This window comes from Blautia sp. DFI.9.10, from assembly GCF_024461705.1.
Lineage (GTDB): Bacteria > Bacillota > Clostridia > Lachnospirales > Lachnospiraceae > Blautia_A > Blautia_A fusiformis.
In genome coordinates, this window is sequence record NZ_JANGAA010000007.1 from 95,538 (window position 1) to 114,305 (window position 18,768).

At 45.1% G+C, this 18,768-nt stretch carries 14 protein-coding genes; 11 read left to right on the top strand and 3 right to left on the bottom strand.

The window, feature by feature from the left end; genetic code table 11:
• Position 1 precedes the first annotated feature (1 nt).
• From pfkB to NE671_RS06385, 11 genes are all read left to right on the top strand, one after another.
• Positions 2-931 carry a 1-phosphofructokinase gene (gene pfkB / locus NE671_RS06335; protein WP_256163790.1) on the top strand — a complete coding sequence of 310 codons (930 nt, stop codon included), beginning with the start codon at positions 2-4 and terminating at the stop codon, positions 929-931.
• 46 nt (positions 932-977) lie between these two features.
• Positions 978-1,979 (top strand): aldo/keto reductase, encoded by a 1,002-nt coding sequence (locus NE671_RS06340; protein ID WP_256163791.1) that lies wholly within the window; start codon positions 978-980, stop codon positions 1,977-1,979.
• Positions 1,980-2,227: 248 nt separating this feature from the next.
• Complete coding sequence (locus tag NE671_RS06345; RefSeq protein ID WP_256163792.1) at positions 2,228-3,844, top strand: response regulator; 1,617 nt, start codon at positions 2,228-2,230, stop codon at positions 3,842-3,844.
• The gene (locus tag NE671_RS06350) at positions 3,841-5,628 is read left to right on the top strand and encodes a cache domain-containing sensor histidine kinase (protein ID WP_015527303.1); all 1,788 of its coding nucleotides are present in this window, start codon (positions 3,841-3,843) and stop codon (positions 5,626-5,628) included. The genes NE671_RS06345 and NE671_RS06350 overlap by 4 nt, the downstream gene beginning before the upstream one ends.
• The gene (locus tag NE671_RS06355) at positions 5,625-6,632 is read left to right on the top strand and encodes a substrate-binding domain-containing protein (protein ID WP_256163793.1); all 1,008 of its coding nucleotides are present in this window, start codon (positions 5,625-5,627) and stop codon (positions 6,630-6,632) included. Before NE671_RS06350 ends, NE671_RS06355 begins: the two co-directional genes overlap by 4 nt.
• Before the next feature lie 157 nt (positions 6,633-6,789).
• Positions 6,790-7,764, top strand: a complete 975-nt coding sequence (locus tag NE671_RS06360) for an ABC transporter permease (RefSeq protein WP_195656873.1) — start codon at positions 6,790-6,792, stop codon at positions 7,762-7,764.
• A gap of 21 nt (positions 7,765-7,785) precedes the next feature.
• Positions 7,786-9,297, top strand: a complete 1,512-nt coding sequence (locus NE671_RS06365) for a sugar ABC transporter ATP-binding protein (protein WP_118608416.1) — start codon at positions 7,786-7,788, stop codon at positions 9,295-9,297.
• A gap of 11 nt (positions 9,298-9,308) precedes the next feature.
• Entirely contained in the window at positions 9,309-10,286 is a 978-nt protein-coding gene (locus NE671_RS06370; RefSeq protein ID WP_022427195.1) for an ABC transporter permease, read from the top strand.
• A 145-nt stretch (positions 10,287-10,431) separates the two neighbouring features.
• Complete coding sequence (locus NE671_RS06375; protein WP_022427194.1) at positions 10,432-11,601, top strand: substrate-binding domain-containing protein; 1,170 nt, start codon at positions 10,432-10,434, stop codon at positions 11,599-11,601.
• Positions 11,602-11,867: 266 nt separating this feature from the next.
• Positions 11,868-13,271: a rhamnulokinase gene (gene rhaB, locus NE671_RS06380; protein WP_015527297.1), complete on the top strand. Its 1,404-nt coding sequence runs from the start codon at positions 11,868-11,870 to the stop codon at positions 13,269-13,271.
• A gap of 18 nt (positions 13,272-13,289) precedes the next feature.
• Entirely contained in the window at positions 13,290-14,708 is a 1,419-nt protein-coding gene (locus NE671_RS06385) for an arabinose isomerase (protein ID WP_118608413.1), read from the top strand.
• Positions 14,709-14,849: 141 nt separating this feature from the next.
• Here NE671_RS06385 and NE671_RS06390 read toward each other — a convergent pair whose 3' ends face one another.
• The 3 genes from NE671_RS06390 to NE671_RS06400 are packed head-to-tail and all read right to left on the bottom strand — an operon-like array spanning position 14,850 to position 18,666.
• Positions 14,850-15,233, bottom strand: a complete 384-nt coding sequence (locus NE671_RS06390; protein WP_118753054.1) for a DUF3783 domain-containing protein — start codon at positions 15,231-15,233, stop codon at positions 14,850-14,852.
• 47 nt (positions 15,234-15,280) lie between these two features.
• Complete coding sequence (locus NE671_RS06395) at positions 15,281-17,104, bottom strand: sensor histidine kinase (RefSeq protein ID WP_178015600.1); 1,824 nt, start codon at positions 17,102-17,104, stop codon at positions 15,281-15,283.
• On the bottom strand, positions 17,101-18,666 hold the full coding sequence (locus tag NE671_RS06400) for a response regulator transcription factor (RefSeq protein WP_178015598.1): 1,566 nt from the start codon (positions 18,664-18,666) through the stop codon (positions 17,101-17,103). The genes NE671_RS06395 and NE671_RS06400 overlap by 4 nt, the downstream gene beginning before the upstream one ends.
• Between the last annotated feature and the right edge of the window lie 102 nt (positions 18,667-18,768).

The window sequence follows — 18,768 nt, forward strand, 5'->3', positions numbered from 1 at the left end:
TATGATCCTGACAGTAACCTTAAACGCTGCCATTGACAAGCGTTATGTAGTGGATGATTTTAAAGTGGGCGAAGTGAACCGTGTGCGTGAATGTACCTACGTTCCCGGCGGAAAGGGACTGAATGTTTCCAAGCCGGCGTCCATTTACGGTGCTGAAGTGGTTGCCACCGGCTTTGTAGGCGGTCACGCAGGCAATTATATAGAAGCTGCCCTGAAACCCTTTGGCATTAAGAGTGCTTTTTACCATGTAGAGGCGGAGAGCCGCTCCTGTATCAACATCTGGGATGAGGTGAATCATGTACAGACCGAATTCCTGGAGCCGGGATTTACACTGACAGAGGCAGATTTTGAGGGCTTTGAGAAAAAATTCCGCCAGCTTGTAAAAGACGCTTCTGTTGTGGCGATGTCCGGCAGCGTGCCGAAGGGACTTGACGGAAGTGCCTACCAGCGCCTTGTGAAGATTGTGAAAGACGCCGGAAAACCGGTGATCCTGGATACCAGCGGCAAGCTTCTGGAAGAGGGGATCAAGGCAGCACCGACACTGATCAAGCCTAACATTGATGAGATCCGTATGCTGACAGGCAAGCATTGTGACGATATCAACGATATCATTGAAGCAGCGAAAGCCATCCATGCCGGTGGTGTGGAGATCGTGGCAGTCTCGCTTGGAGCAGATGGTTCCCTGGTAGTCGGAGAGGAAGGGATTTTCCGTGCGGTGGTTCCGAAGATCGATGCGGTAAATACCGTAGGCTGCGGAGATTCCATGATCGCAGGCTTTGCCCTTGGATTAAGTGAGGGACTTTCCCTGGAAGAGACTCTGCAAAGAGCCAGTGCAATTTCAGCGGCGGCAGCCATGCGCGAGGAAACGGGATTCTTTGTGATGGAGGATATGGAGGCTCTTCTTCCGAAGATCGAGATCAGGCGTTTATAAGATAAGCTTATAATAAGAAAATTTTTATAAAAAAGGAGATGTAAAGATGGCAGAAGTTATCAATCCGGCAATTGTGCCGAAAGTGACACTTCCTTCCGGCGAGCAGGTTCCGTGTGTCGGAATGGGAACATTCGGTTCCGACCGTGTATCCGCAGAGGATGTATCTGCAGCTGTTGCAGGCGCGATCCGCAGTGGCTACCGCATGTTTGACTGTGCCGCATGCTACGGAAACGAGCATGAGATCGGCCAGGTATTTAAGGACGCTTTTGACGAAGGTGTTGTAGAGCGTAAGGATCTTTTTATCATGACAAAGGTATGGAATGACATGCACAGAAGAGTAGAGGAAGCCTGTGACAAGAGCATTAAGGATCTTCAGTGCGATTATGTGGATATGTATTTTATCCACTGGCCATTCCCGAACTATCATGCACCGGGATGTGATGTGGATTCCAGAAATCCGGATTCCAAACCCTTCAGTGTGGAGGAGTTTATGGATACATACCGCCAGTGTGAGGCGTTGGTAGAAAAAGGAAAGATCCGTTACATTGGTATTTCCAATATGACCATTCCGAAGCTTGAGGCAGTTCTTCCGCTTATGAAGATCAAACCTGCAACCTGTGAGCTTGAGCTTCACGTATGTTTCCAGCAGCAGGAGCTTTATGATTATCTGGTAGCACATAACATCCAGCCGGTAGGTTACATGCCGATCGGTTCCCCGCGCAGACCGGAGAGAGATATCTGTCCGGAGGATGTTGCAGATCTGGAAGTACCGGAAATGCAGGCAATTGCAAAAGCACATGGGGTTCACCCGGCTCTGATCGCTCTGAAGTGGGCACATCAGAGAGGCGAGATCTCCATTCCGTTCTCTGTCCACAACTATGCAAGCAACCTGAAATGTGTCACAGAGGATCCACTTACAGATGAGGAAATGGCAACCATCGCAACTCTGGAAAAAGGCAACCGTCTTGTAAAAGGCCAGGTATTCCTGTGGCATGATGCAAATGACTGGCATGACCTCTGGGATGAGGATGGCGTTATCGTAAAATAATAAAAATATGCAGGAAAATCCCGTATCCCATATGTTGGATGCGGGATTTCTTTATATTTAATTTGGACTAAGAAACTCCGTTGTAAATTTTAACCAAACATGTTAACATATAAAAAGAATTAACAGTTATTGTTCACAGAAAGGACAGTAATCTTACCAATGAAAATGACAGAGACGGGGGGAAGGATCTGTCAGGGGGATGTGCAATAAAAATAAAAGGAACTGATCAGAGGGGGACAACAGAAATTATGTATCGTATTTTACTGGTAGATGATGAGATACTTGTTCGAGATGCGATCCGGGAGAATATTGACTGGAAAGCAATGGACTGTGAGCTGGTAGGAGACTGTGATAACGGGAAAGCAGCAGCGGAATTTGTACAGAACCATCCGGTGGATATCGTGCTTACAGATATCCTTATGCCATATATGGATGGTATGGAACTGAGCCGTTTTCTCCATGATAATTATCCGGACATCGTGATCGTGATCTTCAGCGGATTCGGAGAATTCGAGTATGCCAAGAAGGCGATCCAGTATGGTGTCAGTGAATATATGCTGAAGCCGGTGACAGCCATGGAACTCAGAAATGTTATCGGAAAAATGAAGGAGAAGGTGGACCAGCAAAGAAAAGAAAAAGAGAAGCTGGAACGTCTGACACAGACTTCCGAGAATTATCAGAAAAACGCCATTGTGATCCGTTCCAGAGCGCTGCAGGGCTTTGTGGATAATATCAAGACACGGCAGGAAAGTCTGGAAGAGCTTGCAGCACTGGGAATCGATCTTGAGGCAGCATGCTATCGTGTGGCTGTTTTTGATCTGGATCTGTATTCGGACGGCAGTCAGCTTACTGTGGAGAAACGCCAGGAGAGTGCACTGATGTCTTTTGTCCTTTTTAATATCAGTGATGAGATCATCAGCAAAGAAAAAGCAGGAGTGGCATATCAGGCTGGAAATAACAAGGTCGGTGCTCTTTTCATGGGAAACCGTACCAGAGAGTTTGAACAGAAGATCATGGAGATCTGCAGGACGATCCAGGATAAGCTGAAGGAACTGATGTCGCTGGATATTTCTATCGGTGTGGGAAGCTGGGCCAGAACTCAGCAGGAGCTTCGTGCATCCCATGAACTTGCAGAGAAAGCTATTGAATATCGTTATCTTCTTGGAGGAAGCCTTCTTATTGATATGGAAGAACAGCTGGAGGAAAAAAATCTTTCCATTAAAGCTTATGTAGAGAAGCTGCCAGCTGCTCTGAAAGCGGGTAAAAAGGAAAACGCAGAGCATATTCTGGAACAGATCTCTTCTGAGATCAAGGAAGCGCGGGTGGATAAGAGTCGTGCCTGCGTGTATCTTCAGCAGATCATCCGTGCAGCAGATGAGACCTGTGAGGATATGGTTCCGGACAACAGGCTTTTTTCCAAAAGAGAAGCACTTCTGCAGCAGGTTACGGAGCAGAATTCTTTTGACAGTGCTGTTGAACTGGTCAGGAATCATATCGGAGAGATTTTCCAGACACTTTCCGATGCAAACAGCTCCAGCGGACAGCGTCAGGCCAGACTTGCCCTGGATTATATCCAGAAGAATTATATGGATCCGGATTTAAGCCTGAACAGTATCTGTTCCTATCTGAATATCAGTACAAGCTATTTCAGTACGATCTTTAAGGATCTTACGGGAGAGACTTTTACAGAGGTTCTGATCCGTACCCGTATGGAGAAGGCGAAGGAACTTCTGGAGAATACAACTATGAAGAATTATGAAATTGCCGAGAAAGTCGGATTTGCAGATCCCCATTATTTTGGGATCTCCTTCAAAAAAATGACCGGCTGCACACCAACAGAATATGCAAGGGAGAAACGTAAATGAGAGATATCCGGTTTGCGGCAAAGATCATAGGAAAATTTAAGAGTATCCAGAGTGCGATCTTTGCGGTAGTGACGGTGCTGCTTTTAAGTGCGGTGCTGGTCATAACAGGTGTTTCCATGAGATATACCCGCAATTCTATTTTTGAAAATTCTGCTGTCTACACCCAGAATATCGTGCAGCAGATGAATCAGAATATTGATTCCTATATTGATTACATGGAAAATATAGCCTATATGATCTCCAGTAACGAGGATGTACAGCAATATCTTTTTGGCGAAAATGTGGACAATGGAACAAGAGAGCGTCTGATCAATCAGTTCAAGACTATTCTGGATGGACGAAGTGATATCCGAAATCTTGGGATCATTGGAAGTAATGGACGGAAGCTGATCAACGACGGCAAACAGTCTGTGAATCCGGATCTGAAGCTTTCCACCCAGGAGTGGTATCTGGAAGCTTTACAGAAGCCGGAAGGCCCGCTTCTTACATCTTCTCATGTACAGCACATCATCAGCGGAGAGCGTCCGTGGGTGATCACTTTAAGCAGGGGAATCCGTAATTTTTCCAACAGCGGTGAGAAAGAGGGAGTCTTTTTTATTGATCTGAATTACAGTGCCATCAGTGAACTTTGTGATCAGAATACGATCGGGAAAAAGGGATACGCATTCATTCTGGATGAAAGCGGAAATATTGTATACCATCCCCAACAGCAGCAGCTTTACAATGAATTGCAGACTGAGAATATCGACCTGATCGTGAAATCAAAAGAAGATACGGTGCGTACCGAAAAGGGAAACAGAGGAAAGCTGTATTCCATTTCCAGATCAAATAAAACCGGATGGACCGTTGTGGGCTGTATGAGCGTCAGCGAGCTTCTGCGCAAAAGCAATCAGGCACAGAGTATTTATGTGCTTATTTCCGCACTTCTGATGATCGTGGCACTGCTTTTTTCCAGATTTCTGGCAAAGAGTCTTACATATCCTCTTCAGCGTCTCAGAGATTCCATGTCCAGAGTACAGGAAGGGCATTTTGACGGAGCAGATGTGGAGATCGATTCAGAGAATGAGATCGGAAGCCTGACGAAATCTTTCAATGTGATGACACATAGGATACAGGATCTTATGGAGCAGAACGTGAAGGAACAGGAAGCAAAGAGAAAAAGTGAGCTTAAGGCCCTTCAGTCCCAGATCAATCCTCATTTTCTTTACAATACCCTGGATTCGATCATCTGGATGGCAGAGGGTAGAAAGTACGAAGAGGTTGTTCTGATGACAGCATCCCTGGCGCGTCTTCTTCGTCAGAGCATCAGTAATGAAGATGAAGTGGTTCCTCTTGCAAGGGAAGTGGAGTATGCCAAGGGTTATCTTACGATCCAGAAGATGCGTTACAAGGACAAGCTGGAATTCGAGATCGATGTAGAACCTTCTATATTAAATATCCCTCTGATCAAGCTGGTTCTCCAGCCGATTATTGAAAATGCCATCTATCATGGACTGAAATATAAAGAGAGTAAGGGACTTTTGCAGGTAAAAGGCTTTATGAAGGACGGAAATGCAGTTCTTCAGGTGATCGACAACGGTGTAGGTATGGATGAGGAAACATTGTCACATATTTATGATAAGCATAAGGTGAATTATCATTCCAATGGTGTGGGTGTTTACAATGTACAGAAACGTCTGAAGCTTTATTATGGAGAAAATTACGGGATCACCTATGAAAGTGAAAAAGGTGTCGGAACCACTGCCACGATCACCATTCCGGGAATACAGGAGGAATCAATATGAAAAAACATAGAAAACTCCTGACTTTAGGAGTGGTCATCTGCCTTGTGGCGGGGCTTGTAGCCGGAATAGTCTATTATAAACAGGTAGAAGAAGAGAGAAAACTATCGCTGATCTATATTCCGAAGGTTGTGGACGGTACCAATGATTTCTGGACATCACTGATCCAGGGGGCGGAGATGGCTGCAAAGGAATATAATGCAGATATCCGCGTATGGGCACCTGAGGAAGAGAATGATGTGGCTGGGCAGAACAAGCTGATCGAAAGGGCAATAGAAGAAAAACCGGACGCGATCCTGATCTCGCCGTCCAGCTTCACTGAATCCGACCAGCTTTTGAAGAAGGCAAAGGAACAGGGAATACATATCGCATTTATTGATTCCTACACACAGGAAGAGGTCCAGGATCTTACCGTTGCGACCGATAATCTGGAAGCGGGGCAGATCCTTGGCAGGTTTGCGAAGGATCTTGTGGGAACGGATGATCAGATTGCGATCGTTTCACATGTAAAGGGTGTATCTACGGCAGTTGAAAGAGAAAAAGGTTTCCGGACAGGACTTGGCAGTCTGAAGGATAATATCGTAGATGTGGTATACTGTGATTCTCAGTATGACAAGTCCTATGAGCTTACAAAAGAGCTGATGAAAAAATATCCGGATCTCAAGATGATCGCGGGAATGAATGAATATTCCTCTGTAGGTGCTGCAAGAGCAGTAAAGGCAGCAAAAGCAGAGAATCGGATCAGGGTGGTGGGAGTAGACAGCTCACAGGAGGCCGTCCAGCTGATGGAACACGGAATCTTCCAGGGAATCGTTGTACAGAAGGCATTTAAAATGGGGTATGTGGGTGTTCGGGAAACTGTTAAGATGCTGCGTGGAGAAGACTATAAGAAGAATATTAATTCCGGGTGCCAGCTTGTGACTCCTGACAATATGTATACCAGTGAGATCGAAAAACTGCTTTTTCCGTTTAATACGTTAAAAACATATGGTGATCTTACATCGTAAATAGTCATAAATGCACAAAGAAAAGGGTTAAATATTTACCATACAGTAAATATTTAACCTTTTTTTGAAAGATATTCTATTACAATTATTGATTTTTGACGGTATTATAATAACCAAGAAAACACAAGATACGTGCAAAACGTGAGGAGGGTAAAAATTGGAAAACTTAAAACAAAATCCAATCGTTAAGAAGCTCGGATTGAACAGAATACTTCTTGTCTGTGTTCTGATTCTTATGTTCCTGGTTTTTAAAGTAGTTCTTGGAAACAAGTTTCCGGCTGTTGATAGCATCAAGTCTACTTTGAACTATGTGTACTTCCTGGGCTTCTTGTCACTTGGCGTTACATTCGTAATCGCTACAGGAGGAATTGATTTCTCCATCGGACCTGTAATGTTCTGCTGTGCACTGGTATCCGGTTACTGCATGACATCTTACAAGGTTCCATGTGCAGTTGCCATGATCCTTTGCATTCTGATCGGTCTCTGCTTTGGTATTTTTAATGGCTGGATGGTTTCTTACATGTCAGTGCCACCATTCATTATTTCCATGGCATCCATGAACATTGCAAAAGGTATTGCTTCTGTATTCACAAAAACACAGTCCGTAAGCTGGCCGGCAGCTGGCGATGCAAACGGCTGGTTCCGTAATATCGTTTCCGTAAACGGCTTCCCTGTAGGAATCATTATCTTCCTGGGAATGGCAGTTATCTGCGGTATCGTTCTTTACAACACAAAACCGGGACGTTACATCCTCTGCCTTGGTTCCAACAAAGAGGCTGTCCGCCTTTCCGGTGTTAACACAAAGAAATGGGAAATGCTTGCTTATGTGATCTGCGGATTCCTGGTAGGTATTGGAGCACTCTTCTTTGTAGCTACATACACAACTGTTCAGCCTGGCTATGGCGATCAGTACAACAACGAGGCTATTGCAGGCTGCGTTATGGGTGGTACATCCATGGTTGGTGGACTTGCTTCCATCGGCGGTACTGTAATCGGCGTATTCATCATCTCTCTTCTTCAGCAGGGCATCATGGCATTTGGTCTTGGTAAAGGACAGCAGATGATCATCACAGGTATCATCGTTATCGTTGCAGTTTATATCGACGTTTCTGCAAGACGCAGAAAGAACTGATCTTAGAGGGAGGATGCGACAATGGGTGAAGTTATTTTAACTATGAAGGACATTGATAAGTCCTTTCCTGGAGTTCATGCTCTGGATCACGTTAATTTCGAAGTAAAACGCGGCGAAGTACATGCACTTATGGGAGAAAACGGTGCCGGTAAATCAACACTGATGAAGGTTCTTACCGGTATTTATCAGAAGGATTCAGGTTCCATCGTTTACAAAGGACAGGAAACAGAATTCCACAATACACGTGAGGCACAGGATGCCGGCGTTGTAATCGTACATCAGGAGCTGAACATGGTAGGTGATCTTACCGTTGCTCAGAACATCTTCATCGGACGTGAACCGAAAAAAGGTTTCCGCATTGATGACAAAAAGATGATCGAGGATTCAAAGAAGCTTTTCCAGGATCTGAACATTGAGATCAATCCGAAGGAAAAGATGAAAAACCTGACAGTCGGAAAACAGCAGATGTGTGAGATCGCAAAAGCAATCTCTCATAAAGCTGAGGTCATCATCTTCGATGAGCCTTCCGCAGCACTTACCGAGAAAGAGATCGCGGATCTGTTCGAGATCATCCGTGACCTTCGTAAGAAAAATCTTGGTATCGTGTATATCTCACACCGTATGGATGAGATCAAAACCATCACAGACCGTGTAACAGTCATGCGAGATGGTGGTTACGTAGGAACTCTCATCACAAAAGACAGTACAAAAGAAGATATCATCAACATGATGGTTGGTCGTGTTATTTATGAGGATCCGAAGCAGGAGAGTGCAGTTCCGGCAGATGCACCGGTAGTTCTTAAGGTTGAACATCTGAACGCAGGAAAGATGGTTCAAGATGTAAGCTTTGAACTGAAGAAAGGTGAGATCCTTGGTTTCTCAGGACTGATGGGTGCAGGACGTACCGAGACAGCCAGAGCACTGTTCGGAGCAGACCCGAAACAGAGTGGTAAGATCTCTGTTATGGGTAAAGATGGACAGCTTCACGAAGTTACCATCAACAGCCCGCAGGATGCTGTTAAATACGGTATCGGTTATCTGTCAGAGGACAGAAGAAGATACGGCTGTGTTGTACAGAAATCTGTAACAGAGAATACAACACTGGCAACAATGGAAGAGTTTACCAATGGTATCTTTATCAACAAAGCAAAAGAGAAAAAAGTTGCTGAGAAATATGTAAACGAACTTGCAACTAAGACACCTACTACAGACCAGCTGGTAGTTAACCTTTCCGGTGGTAACCAGCAGAAGGTAGTTATCGCAAAATGGCTGACACGAGACAGTGACATCCTTATTTTCGATGAGCCTACCAGAGGTATCGATGTTGGTGCTAAGAACGAAATCTACAAATTAATGAACAGACTGGCAGCAGAAGGAAAATCCATTATCATGATTTCTTCTGAGATGACGGAAGTTCTCCGAATGAGTGACCGTATCATCATCATGTGTGAGGGTAAAGTTACCGGATGTATTGATATCTCCGAGGCAACCCAGGAAAACATCATGGACAAGGCCACACGGAATATCGATTAAGGAGGAAAGTCATGACTAAGAAGAAAAAAAGTATTTTAAGTGATCAGAGATTTATTGTTTTGCTCGTTATCATTGTCCTGTGTGCAATATTCTCAGGCTTGAGTAAAGAATTCAGACAGTACACCACGATCCTGAGTATGCTGGATTTCTCATATTACGATCTTCTTATGGCGATCGGAGTTACATTCCCGCTTATCACTGGTGGTGTTGACCTGTCAATCGGAACTGGTATGGTAGCTTACGCACTGATCGCAGGAACACTGATCAGAAACAACAACTGCCCGGTAGCACTTGCTATGATCATCTGTATCGTACTTGGTATCGCAGTTGGTGCATTAAACGGTGTACTTATTGGTGTTATGAACCTGCCGCCATTCCTTGCAACGCTTTGTACATGTATGATTACCCGTGGTGCCGGATCTCTTTGCAGTGCAACACCTTGGCCGGGACTTACACAGCCGGGTGGATGGTTCCACAGCATCTTCAAGGTAACCGTTGGTACAGGAAGAAGTGCTTCACGTTATCCGCTCGGTTTCCTGTGGATGATCATTCTGGTTCTTCTTATGGAGTACATCCTGAACCACACCAAATTCGGTCGTTATACAATTGCAATCGGTTCCAACAAAGAGGCAGCAGCCCTTTCCGGAATCAATACAAAGTTCTATCACGTAATGGTATACGTTGTCTGCGGTCTGTTTACAGGTCTTGCAGCGATCGCATACGCAGCAGTAACACCTACTGTACAGCCTGGTACTGGTGCCGGACTTGAGATGGATGCTATCGGTGGTGTATTCGTTGGTGGTGTAGCAGCTACCGGTGGATATGGTTCCGTGATCGGTACATTCGTTGGTATCTTCGTCATCATGCTTCTGAAAACAGGTCTTCCATATATCGGCCTGCAGGCAAACTGGCAGCAGATCATCACCGGTATCGTTCTGATCGTAGCCGTTCTGATCGATATCCTGAAAGAGAAAAAAGCAGCTCACTGATAAGCAGTGAGATATAATGTGAAAAAGGGTGCTGTTCACAGAGAAATGTGACAGTACCCATTATCAAAGATGTGAAACGCCAAGGGGTAGCAATGGCGTATGAACATAAAAAAACTATATAATATATTTAAGGAGGAAATATTATATGAAAGCAAAAAAGGTTATGGCATTAATGCTCTGTGCAGCAATGGTAACAAGCATGAGTGCAACTGCAGCTTTTGCAGCTGAGGAGAAAGAAGATGCAGCAACAGAGAAATCTGCAGATTCCACAGCAGCTGAGGATCCTACTGCACAGTTCGACGGACTGAAAGCAAACGAAGCTTATGTGTTCCCGATGATGGTTAAATCTTTCCAGTCCACATACTGGGATGCAGCTCAGGAAGGTATGAAGAAAGCATCTAAGGAGCTGGGCGTTGATTATAAACCACAGGGACCGAACAGTGAGTCCGATATCGCTGACCAGGTTAACATGATCAACACAGCTATCGCTTCCAATCCTGTTGGATTAGGACTTGCAGCTTGTGATACATCTTCCGTTACAGATGCACTTAAGACATGTGCAGAAAAAGGAATCCCGGTTGTAACATTCGATACAGGTATCGCTGATGCTCCAGAGGGATCTGTAGTATGCGAGGTTTGTACAGACAACGCACAGGCTGGTGCAGTAGCAGCTGAGAATATGTACAACAGCATTAAAGACGTTGTTAAAGATGCTGACGGACAGGTTGTAATCGGTGAGGTTAACCAGGATGCAACAGCTCAGAATATCCAGCAGCGTGGTACAGGATTCATCAACAAGATGATCGAGCTTCTTCAGGCTGATGGAAAGACAGTTGCAGTAAGCGGCAACGAGTTCTATGTAAACGCAGCAGAGGGTGCTGACGCAGACGCTAAAGACGCTGACGTTGTTATCCAGGTAGCTGTTCCGGCACAGACAACTGTAGAGCTCTGCTCCACAGAGGCACAGGCAATCCTTTCCCAGGAGAACTGTATTGCAATCTTCGGTTCCAACCAGGTTTCCGCAGAGGGTGTTCTTGCAGCAAATGCTAACCTTAACGTTCTTGGTTCTGACCCGGCAAACGGTGATGTAGTTGGTGTTGGTTTCGATGCTGGTTCTATCATCAAAGCAGCTGTTAAAGATGGCACACTCGTTGGTGCTGTTACACAGTCTCCTCTTATGATGGGATACTATGCAATCTACGCTCTGACAGCAGCAGCAAACGGCCAGAAGCTTGAGGATGTTCCTACAGAGGGTTACTGGTATGATGCAACAAATATGGAAGACGAGAATATCGCACCTAACCTTTATGACTAATCATATAATTGATAAGATCGTGAAGTTATAATGAACGCGGATTGCGTTCACGGACGTATGAAATAAGAGATCCGCTGGCTGATTCAGTCAGCGGATTTTTTAAACAAATAATGTAGTAGTTCATAAATAATCGCTGTATTATTGGCAAATAAAGACACTTTTTTTGACAAAAGAGGTTCTTATCACCGGAAGGATCCTGATGTATGATAAATACAACATCAGATATGAAAGTGATCAGAAGCTTACATATTGAGGAGGATTTAAAAATGGCAACATATTATTTAGCAGTAGATATCGGAGCATCCAGTGGACGTCACATTCTGGGACATATGGAAAACGGAAAAATGATCCTGGAAGAAATCTATCGTTTTGAGAACGGCATGGTTAAGAAGGATGGAGAGCTCTGCTGGGAGTTTGACCGCCTTTTCAACGAGATCGTAAATGGTCTTAAGAAATGTAAAGAGATCGGCAAGATCCCGGTAAGCATGGGTGTTGATACCTGGGGTGTTGACTTTGTGCTTCTAGACAAGGATGACAAGGTTCTTGGCAACACGGTAGGCTACCGTGATCATCGTACAGAGGGAATGGACGAGGAAGTTTATAAGACAATTTCCCTGAAGGATCTGTATGCAAGAACCGGTATCCAGAAAGCGATCTACAATACAGTATATCAGCTGATGGCAGTGAAGAAGAAACATCCTGAGTATCTGGAGCAGGCTGAGACACTTCTTCATGTACCGGACTACTTCCATTTTCTTCTTACAGGCGAAAAAACTTGCGAGTACACAGAGGCAACCACAGGACAGCTTGTATGCCCGACAACCAAGGACTGGGATTATGAGCTGATCGATATGCTGGGATATCCAAGAAAGATATTCCAGAAGCTGATCATGCCTAGCACAAGCATCGGACATTTAACAGACGCAGTGAAGGAAGCAGTTGGCTTTGATCTTGAGGTTGTAGCACCGGCTACACATGATACAGGGTCTGCAGTTCTGGCTGTGCCTGCAAATGATGACGATTTCATTTATATCAGTTCCGGAACATGGTCTCTGATGGGAATCGAGAGAAAAGAAGCAGACTGCTCTGAGAAGAGCTGTGAGATGAACTTCACAAACGAGGGTGGATATGCAGGACGTTTCCGTTATCTGAAGAACATCATGGGTCTCTGGATGATCCAGTCTGTACGTCATGAGTTTGATGATGCGTACAGCTTTGCACAGATCTGCGAGATGGCTGAGGAGGCAAAAGACTTCCCGTCAAGAGTAAACGCAAACGATGAGTGCTTCCTTTCTCCTGAGAACATGACAAAAGAGGTTCAGGACTACTGCCGCAGAACAGGACAGCAGGTTCCGGAAACTCTTGGCGAGATTGCAACCGTTATCTATACAAGCCTTGCAGATTGCTACGCTAAGATCGCAAAAGAAATCGAGGAGATGACAGGAAGAACCTACAGCCGTATCCATATCGTAGGCGGTGGTTCCAATGCAGGATACTTAAATGAGCTGACTGCAAAAGCTACAAAGAAAGAAATCCATGCAGGCCCTGGTGAGGCTACTGCAATCGGTAATATCACAGCACAGATGCTGAAGGCCGAGGAGTTTAAAACGATCGAGGAGGCTCGTACAACCATCCATGAGTCCTTCGGTATTAAAGTATACAAAGCATAAATAATTGGAGGTCTTATTATGTTAGTTAACACAAAGGCAAAAGTTGGTGTATTTTCAATTGCTTTAGGCGCATATCTTCCGCAGTTCCCGTCACTGGTGTCGGAATTTGAGGCACAGTACGACGCATTCAAGAAAACGATCCCGGATACAGTAGAGATCGTTGACGGCGGAATGGTGACAACAAAAGAGCAGGCAATGGTGGCAGGAGATAAGTTCCGTGCAGCAGATGTTGACCTTGTATTTCTTCAGATGCTGACATACGCAACATCCTACAACATGCTTCCGGCGATCCGTGATCTGGATGTTCCGGTTGTTCTTGTAAACGTTCAGAAGATCAAAGCGCTGGATTATGAGCACACTGACATTGCCTCCTGGCTGGGTGAAGGCTATGCATGCGGTGCTGTAGGCGAGGCAGTTGCTGACCTTGAGAGAGCAGGCAAGAGACATGCGGTTATCACAGGCGTTGTAGAAGGCGGAGATCCTGCAGTTCAGGCTGAGATCGAAGACTGGTGCAAGGCTGCTCAGGTAAGAAGAAGATTCCGTGAGACTAACATTGCGCAGATCGGAAGACCATATCCGGGTATGATGGATCTGTATATTGATGAGACAAACCTCTATAACAGAATGTTCCTCTACACAAAACAGTTCGACTGGGAGAAGATGTGGGCGATCGCTGATGATATTACAGATGAGGAGGCAATCCGGGCAAAAGCACAGGATATCCTTGATACATTCGATATTGAGGGCGGCGGCACCATTGAGAAAGTATGGGATATGGCAAAATATGTAGTTGCTTTTGAGGAGTGGGTAAAAGACGAGCATCTTGGAATGATCGCTTCCCATTACGACGGATTTGCACAGGGTAAAGCAGGAGTCCTTGACAGTATGCTGATCCCGGCTTTCTCCATGCTGATCAAACAGGGTACTGCATGTGCGGTAGAGGGTGACATGAAGGTTGCCATGGCAATGAGTATCTTAAAGACAATTTCCGGTACAGGCCAGCTTTCTGAGATGTACTCCATCGACTTCAATGATGACATCTGCATCATCGGACATTCCGGAAGCGGTGACGCTGACATCTCCGACAAGAAACCAACCATGAAAATCGTGCCGGTATTCCACGGCAAAACAGGCGGCGGATACCTGACACAGTTCTATCCATACACAGGCCCTGTAACCTACCTTGCAATCACTCAGGATAAAGACGGAAACTTCAAATTCGTTGTAGCTGAGGGCGTAAACGAGGAGGGACCGATCCTTTCCTTCGGTGATACAAACATGAGAACACGCTTCACATGCGGAGCAAGAGAGTTCGTTAACCGCTGGAGCGAGGCTGGCCCGACACATCATATGGCAGCTGCTACAGGAAGACACATCGATACGATCCTGAAGGTTGCAAAAATCTTTAACGTACCGGTAGATATCGTGACAAGATAAATTCTTTCTTATGTATTCAACCTAAAACATATTCAAAAAAGGAGACTGCGCGGAGCGGTCTCCTTTTTCAGTGGGAAAAATAAGATAAAAAAGATCTGCCGGAAATGCAGCAGGCAGATTCGGCAGATTTTGGTTTTGCAGTTATTTTTTATGCATAAGTGTGTGCTCCCTGGAAAGCTCATCGTGCAGCTGGATGGAAGACCAGTGCTGAGTTACCGGTGTGAGCATGGCCTTCAGTGCAACAGGTGGGATCTGGTTTTCACGGAAAAAAGCAAGAAAACCATCCATCTGTGCACTGGAAAAATCCTTCAGCACGATCATCTCATCACTGAAATTGCTTCCCAGATTAAACTGGGATGAGGGATGAAATCCCGGAATCTCAAAAAGATATCCCAGCGGATGAAGAAATTCCGGCGCAGTGACGATCCGTGTCTTAACCTTCTGACGGTTCAGATAGCGGCGGATCTGGCGAAGCCGTTCCGGGTCGTTAAAATTATATAAAAGAGCTTCTGGCTGTGTATTCATATAGTGTCATACCTCATTTCTGAATAAAGATTTTTTTGGAACGTAAGTTACTTTTCACGATGTGCAGGGAACCGGATCTCAACATCCGTCCCCTCTCCAGGCTTGCTGGAATAAGTGAGTCCGTAATTATTTCCATAGAGAATTTGGAGTCTCCGGTGGGTATTATAAACTGCGATATTGGTGCCGCCGGACTGGCTTTTTCCCTTTCCGGAAAGGATAGTTGACAGGATTTCCGGCGAAATCCCAACACCGTCATCGGAAATCAGAAGAACAATATCCTCATTTTCCATCCATCCGGTAATAACAATAGTTCCGGATTTTGATTCTTTTTCCAGGATCCCGTGAAGAATGGAATTTTCCACAACAGGCTGAAGAGTCAGCTTCGGGATCTGGTATTCTGAAAGCTCATCCGGGATATCCGTGATCAGCTCAATGCTGTCGTGGTAGCGCATATTCTGAAGTTGCACGTAGATGGTTACATGCTCCAGCTCCCTTGCAATGGTAGAGATTCCTTTTTTGCGGCTCAGAGTCAGCTTATAAAAACGGGAAAGACTTTGCACTGCGTGACTGATCTCATCGGTCTGTCCCTGCAGTGCCATCCAGTTGATCATATCCATGGTATTATAAAGAAAATGCGGATTGATCTGTGCCTGGAGGGAATTGAATTCTGCGATCCGGAGATCTTCTGCAGCCTTAGCCTGCTTTTCCATCAGTTCCTCCATTTTTCGAGTCATATAGTTGTAGGTATCGATAAGATTACCGATCTCATCATGTGCCTGTGGACTTTCCATAGGAGTAGGCGGGCCGTGGCGGACGGTCTGCATCTGCCGGATCACAGAAGAAAGTCTTCCGGTAATGGAATGAGCCAGTACATTGGCAAAAATCAGAGCCAGAACCAGAAAAACTGCATAGATCAGTACGATCTGGACCATCAGTCGGTTGCTCGCATGGATCAGCGGCGGGGAAGGAAGGACCGTCACCATAAACCAGTCCGTATTGGCAATGCTGTAAAAACCGGCATAAACCTTTGTGTCCAGAATGTTCCGCTCAATGAAGTTATTGGAAGACATAAAGGAAGCCTTGATGGTGTCGTAATCCAGTTGGTAGATTCCGGATAATGACAAATCTGAGGTAGCAACAATGGCATCACGTTCGTTTACAATATATGAAACACTTCCTTCCAGAGATAGATTGTCGGAAAGAATGGAAGTAAGCTTGTCATCGGAATAATACACTGCCAGATAAGCCTTATAGGCAGTGGAGTGATAATAAAGGCTTAAAGGGCAGATATATGCCATATCACCATAATTCTTTTTTTCCCTGGGACCAAGATAGAAGGAAGGACAGAACATTTCCTGGGTGTTCCGGTTTCCCTGAAAGATACCGTACCAGTAGGTACCTTTCGCCTGACTTAAGGGAGCAAGGATATTCTCAGTATTGGGATAAGTATCCAGTGTCTTCAGATCATCAGGAAAATCCACATAGATCTGTACATCGGTAACAATGGAATCTGCGGTCAGACGCTGAATGGCATTTTTAAAATCAGTGGCATGGTTAGATGTTGCAAGCTGTTCTGCTGAATCGCTGACCGGCATATAAAAAAGTTCCTGAAAAAAATTCTGTCCTGTAATATTCCGGGTAGTAGCGAGGATCGTATCCATAGTCCGTTCGATCAGAGGTGCAGTTTTTGCGGAGGCGTCCTGTTCCTGCCGGATGGTATTGGAAACCACCATGCTATAAAGTCGTCCATAAAAAAGAAAGGCGGTAAGACAGGCAGGAATTACCACAATGCTGATCAGGGCAATGGTGAATTTTGTCTGCAGGTTTAAATTCAGGTAGCCGTTTTTGAAACGGCGCCAGAGGGCCCTCATGACATTTTCTCCCGGTATTCAGACGGGGAAAAGCCGGAGTATTTTTTGAAGCTTTTTCCGAAGTAATTGCCATCCGTATAGCCTACCTTGGAAGAAATCTCGGAAATCTTGTATTTGGGATCGGAAAGCAGCTGCTTGGCCTTTTCCATTCGGTATTCTGTCAGATATTGATTGAGAGTCTGTCCGGTCTCGCTTTTGAAAAAAGTGCATACATAAGATGCGGAAAGGTATACATGGCCGCTGATATCTTTTACGGAAAGTGTATCGTTCATATAGTTCCGGCTGATATAATCCTTGATCATAAAGATCGTGGAATTTTCCGGCTTGGAATTTTTCGCATCTTCAAAATACTGGGCGGTTTTTTCTTTCAGAGCTTTGTGAAGCTCTTCGTAGGTGAAGGCGTTGTTTAACGTATCTACGATCAGATCCTGCTTTTCATGAAGTTCGGTTTCCAGCTGATTTTTTTTACGGGAAGCCGAAAGTGTATTAAATAGCTGGTAATAAAGATCACGGATCTGGTTAGGCATAAATGTGTGATTGCAGCTATAATACCGGAAAAGCTCATCAAGAAACTGAAAACAGGGTTCTTCTTCTCCGGCCAGGAGATATTTGGAAAAAGTATTTTCCGGTGAATGCAGGGAATCCGGAACCGGTCCCTTCGGTGAAAGCAGGCGGATGGCATTTTCCGTCAGAAATGTTTTTTCCGGAAAGAAAAAACAGTTCTGCAGAAGGATCACGGCAGAAGCGTAGGACTGATAAACCTTGAAAATATCCGTTACGGTATTTCCGGCTGCGATCAGATGCTTTCCGCAGGTGTCATATTGTCTGGAAATATAGCTTCCCACTGCGGAAAGGGTAGTCGGGGAAAGGGCATTCCTTCCATATATATGGTGGACCAGATACTGAACTCTTTTTTCCACAAAAAGACATTTCAGATGGTAATGCTCCAGAAAACAGGAAATGTCGTTCTGGAGATCTTCCAGGAAAATACCGGAAGCCTCCACAGATTCATTAAGCTTTACGATCACAGAGGTAAAATTCATGCCGTTCTCAAGAAGCTCCGGCTGCCCCAGTTCCAGACAGAGATCTGCAATTTTGTTGTTATCGGAAGGTGGAAGAGTCAGCTGTTGTGCCAGCCGGGTAGCGATTTCCTGAGAATGGATCGCTTCGCCACGATGGGAGCGGAGCTTTTGTTTGTAAAGAGTCTGCGCTTCCAGAACTGCCGCCTGTACTTCCTCGGGATGCAGAGGCTTTTCGATGTAATTGATGGCTTTTAGTTTGATGGCAGCTTTCAGATACTCTTTGTCAGAATATCCGCTCATAAAGATAGGGATACTGTCCGGCAGGAATTTCTCCAGACGCTCCAGCATGGCAATGCCTGTCATCCGCGGCATCCGTACATCGCAGAGAATGATCTCAGGTTTATACAGTCTGGCCATTTCCAGTCCGTTCACACCATCATCTGCCTGAAGGATCTCGGTGATTCCCAGAGAATCCCAGTCGATAGATGAGATCAGTCCGGTACGCGTAAGTTCTTCGTCATCGACGATCAGTAATTTCATATACAATTCTCCAATCGAGCATAGCTTTATAGCTTCGTAAATCGGACGTTTACAGCTCTGTTTATATTCCCAGAAAACTGTAACGTCAGCGTTATCATTATA

Excerpts from the sequence above, each read along its gene's own strand:
- NE671_RS06370 (WP_022427195.1), top strand. The coding sequence starts at position 9,309 with ATGACTAAGAAGAAAAAAAGTATTTTAAGTGATCAGAGATTTATTGTT.
- NE671_RS06355 (WP_256163793.1), top strand. The coding sequence starts at position 5,625 with ATGAAAAAACATAGAAAACTCCTGACTTTAGGAGTGGTCATCTGCCTT.
- NE671_RS06375 (WP_022427194.1), top strand. The coding sequence starts at position 10,432 with ATGAAAGCAAAAAAGGTTATGGCATTAATGCTCTGTGCAGCAATGGTA.
- pfkB (WP_256163790.1), top strand. The coding sequence starts at position 2 with ATGATCCTGACAGTAACCTTAAACGCTGCCATTGACAAGCGTTATGTA.
- NE671_RS06385 (WP_118608413.1), top strand. The coding sequence starts at position 13,290 with ATGTTAGTTAACACAAAGGCAAAAGTTGGTGTATTTTCAATTGCTTTA.
- NE671_RS06340 (WP_256163791.1), top strand. The coding sequence starts at position 978 with ATGGCAGAAGTTATCAATCCGGCAATTGTGCCGAAAGTGACACTTCCT.
- NE671_RS06345 (WP_256163792.1), top strand. The coding sequence starts at position 2,228 with ATGTATCGTATTTTACTGGTAGATGATGAGATACTTGTTCGAGATGCG.
- NE671_RS06350 (WP_015527303.1), top strand. The coding sequence starts at position 3,841 with ATGAGAGATATCCGGTTTGCGGCAAAGATCATAGGAAAATTTAAGAGT.
- NE671_RS06390 (WP_118753054.1), bottom strand. The coding sequence starts at position 15,233 with ATGAATACACAGCCAGAAGCTCTTTTATATAATTTTAACGACCCGGAA.
- NE671_RS06400 (WP_178015598.1), bottom strand. The coding sequence starts at position 18,666 with ATGAAATTACTGATCGTCGATGACGAAGAACTTACGCGTACCGGACTG.
- NE671_RS06365 (WP_118608416.1), top strand. The coding sequence starts at position 7,786 with ATGGGTGAAGTTATTTTAACTATGAAGGACATTGATAAGTCCTTTCCT.
- NE671_RS06395 (WP_178015600.1), bottom strand. The coding sequence starts at position 17,104 with ATGAGGGCCCTCTGGCGCCGTTTCAAAAACGGCTACCTGAATTTAAAC.
- rhaB (WP_015527297.1), top strand. The coding sequence starts at position 11,868 with ATGGCAACATATTATTTAGCAGTAGATATCGGAGCATCCAGTGGACGT.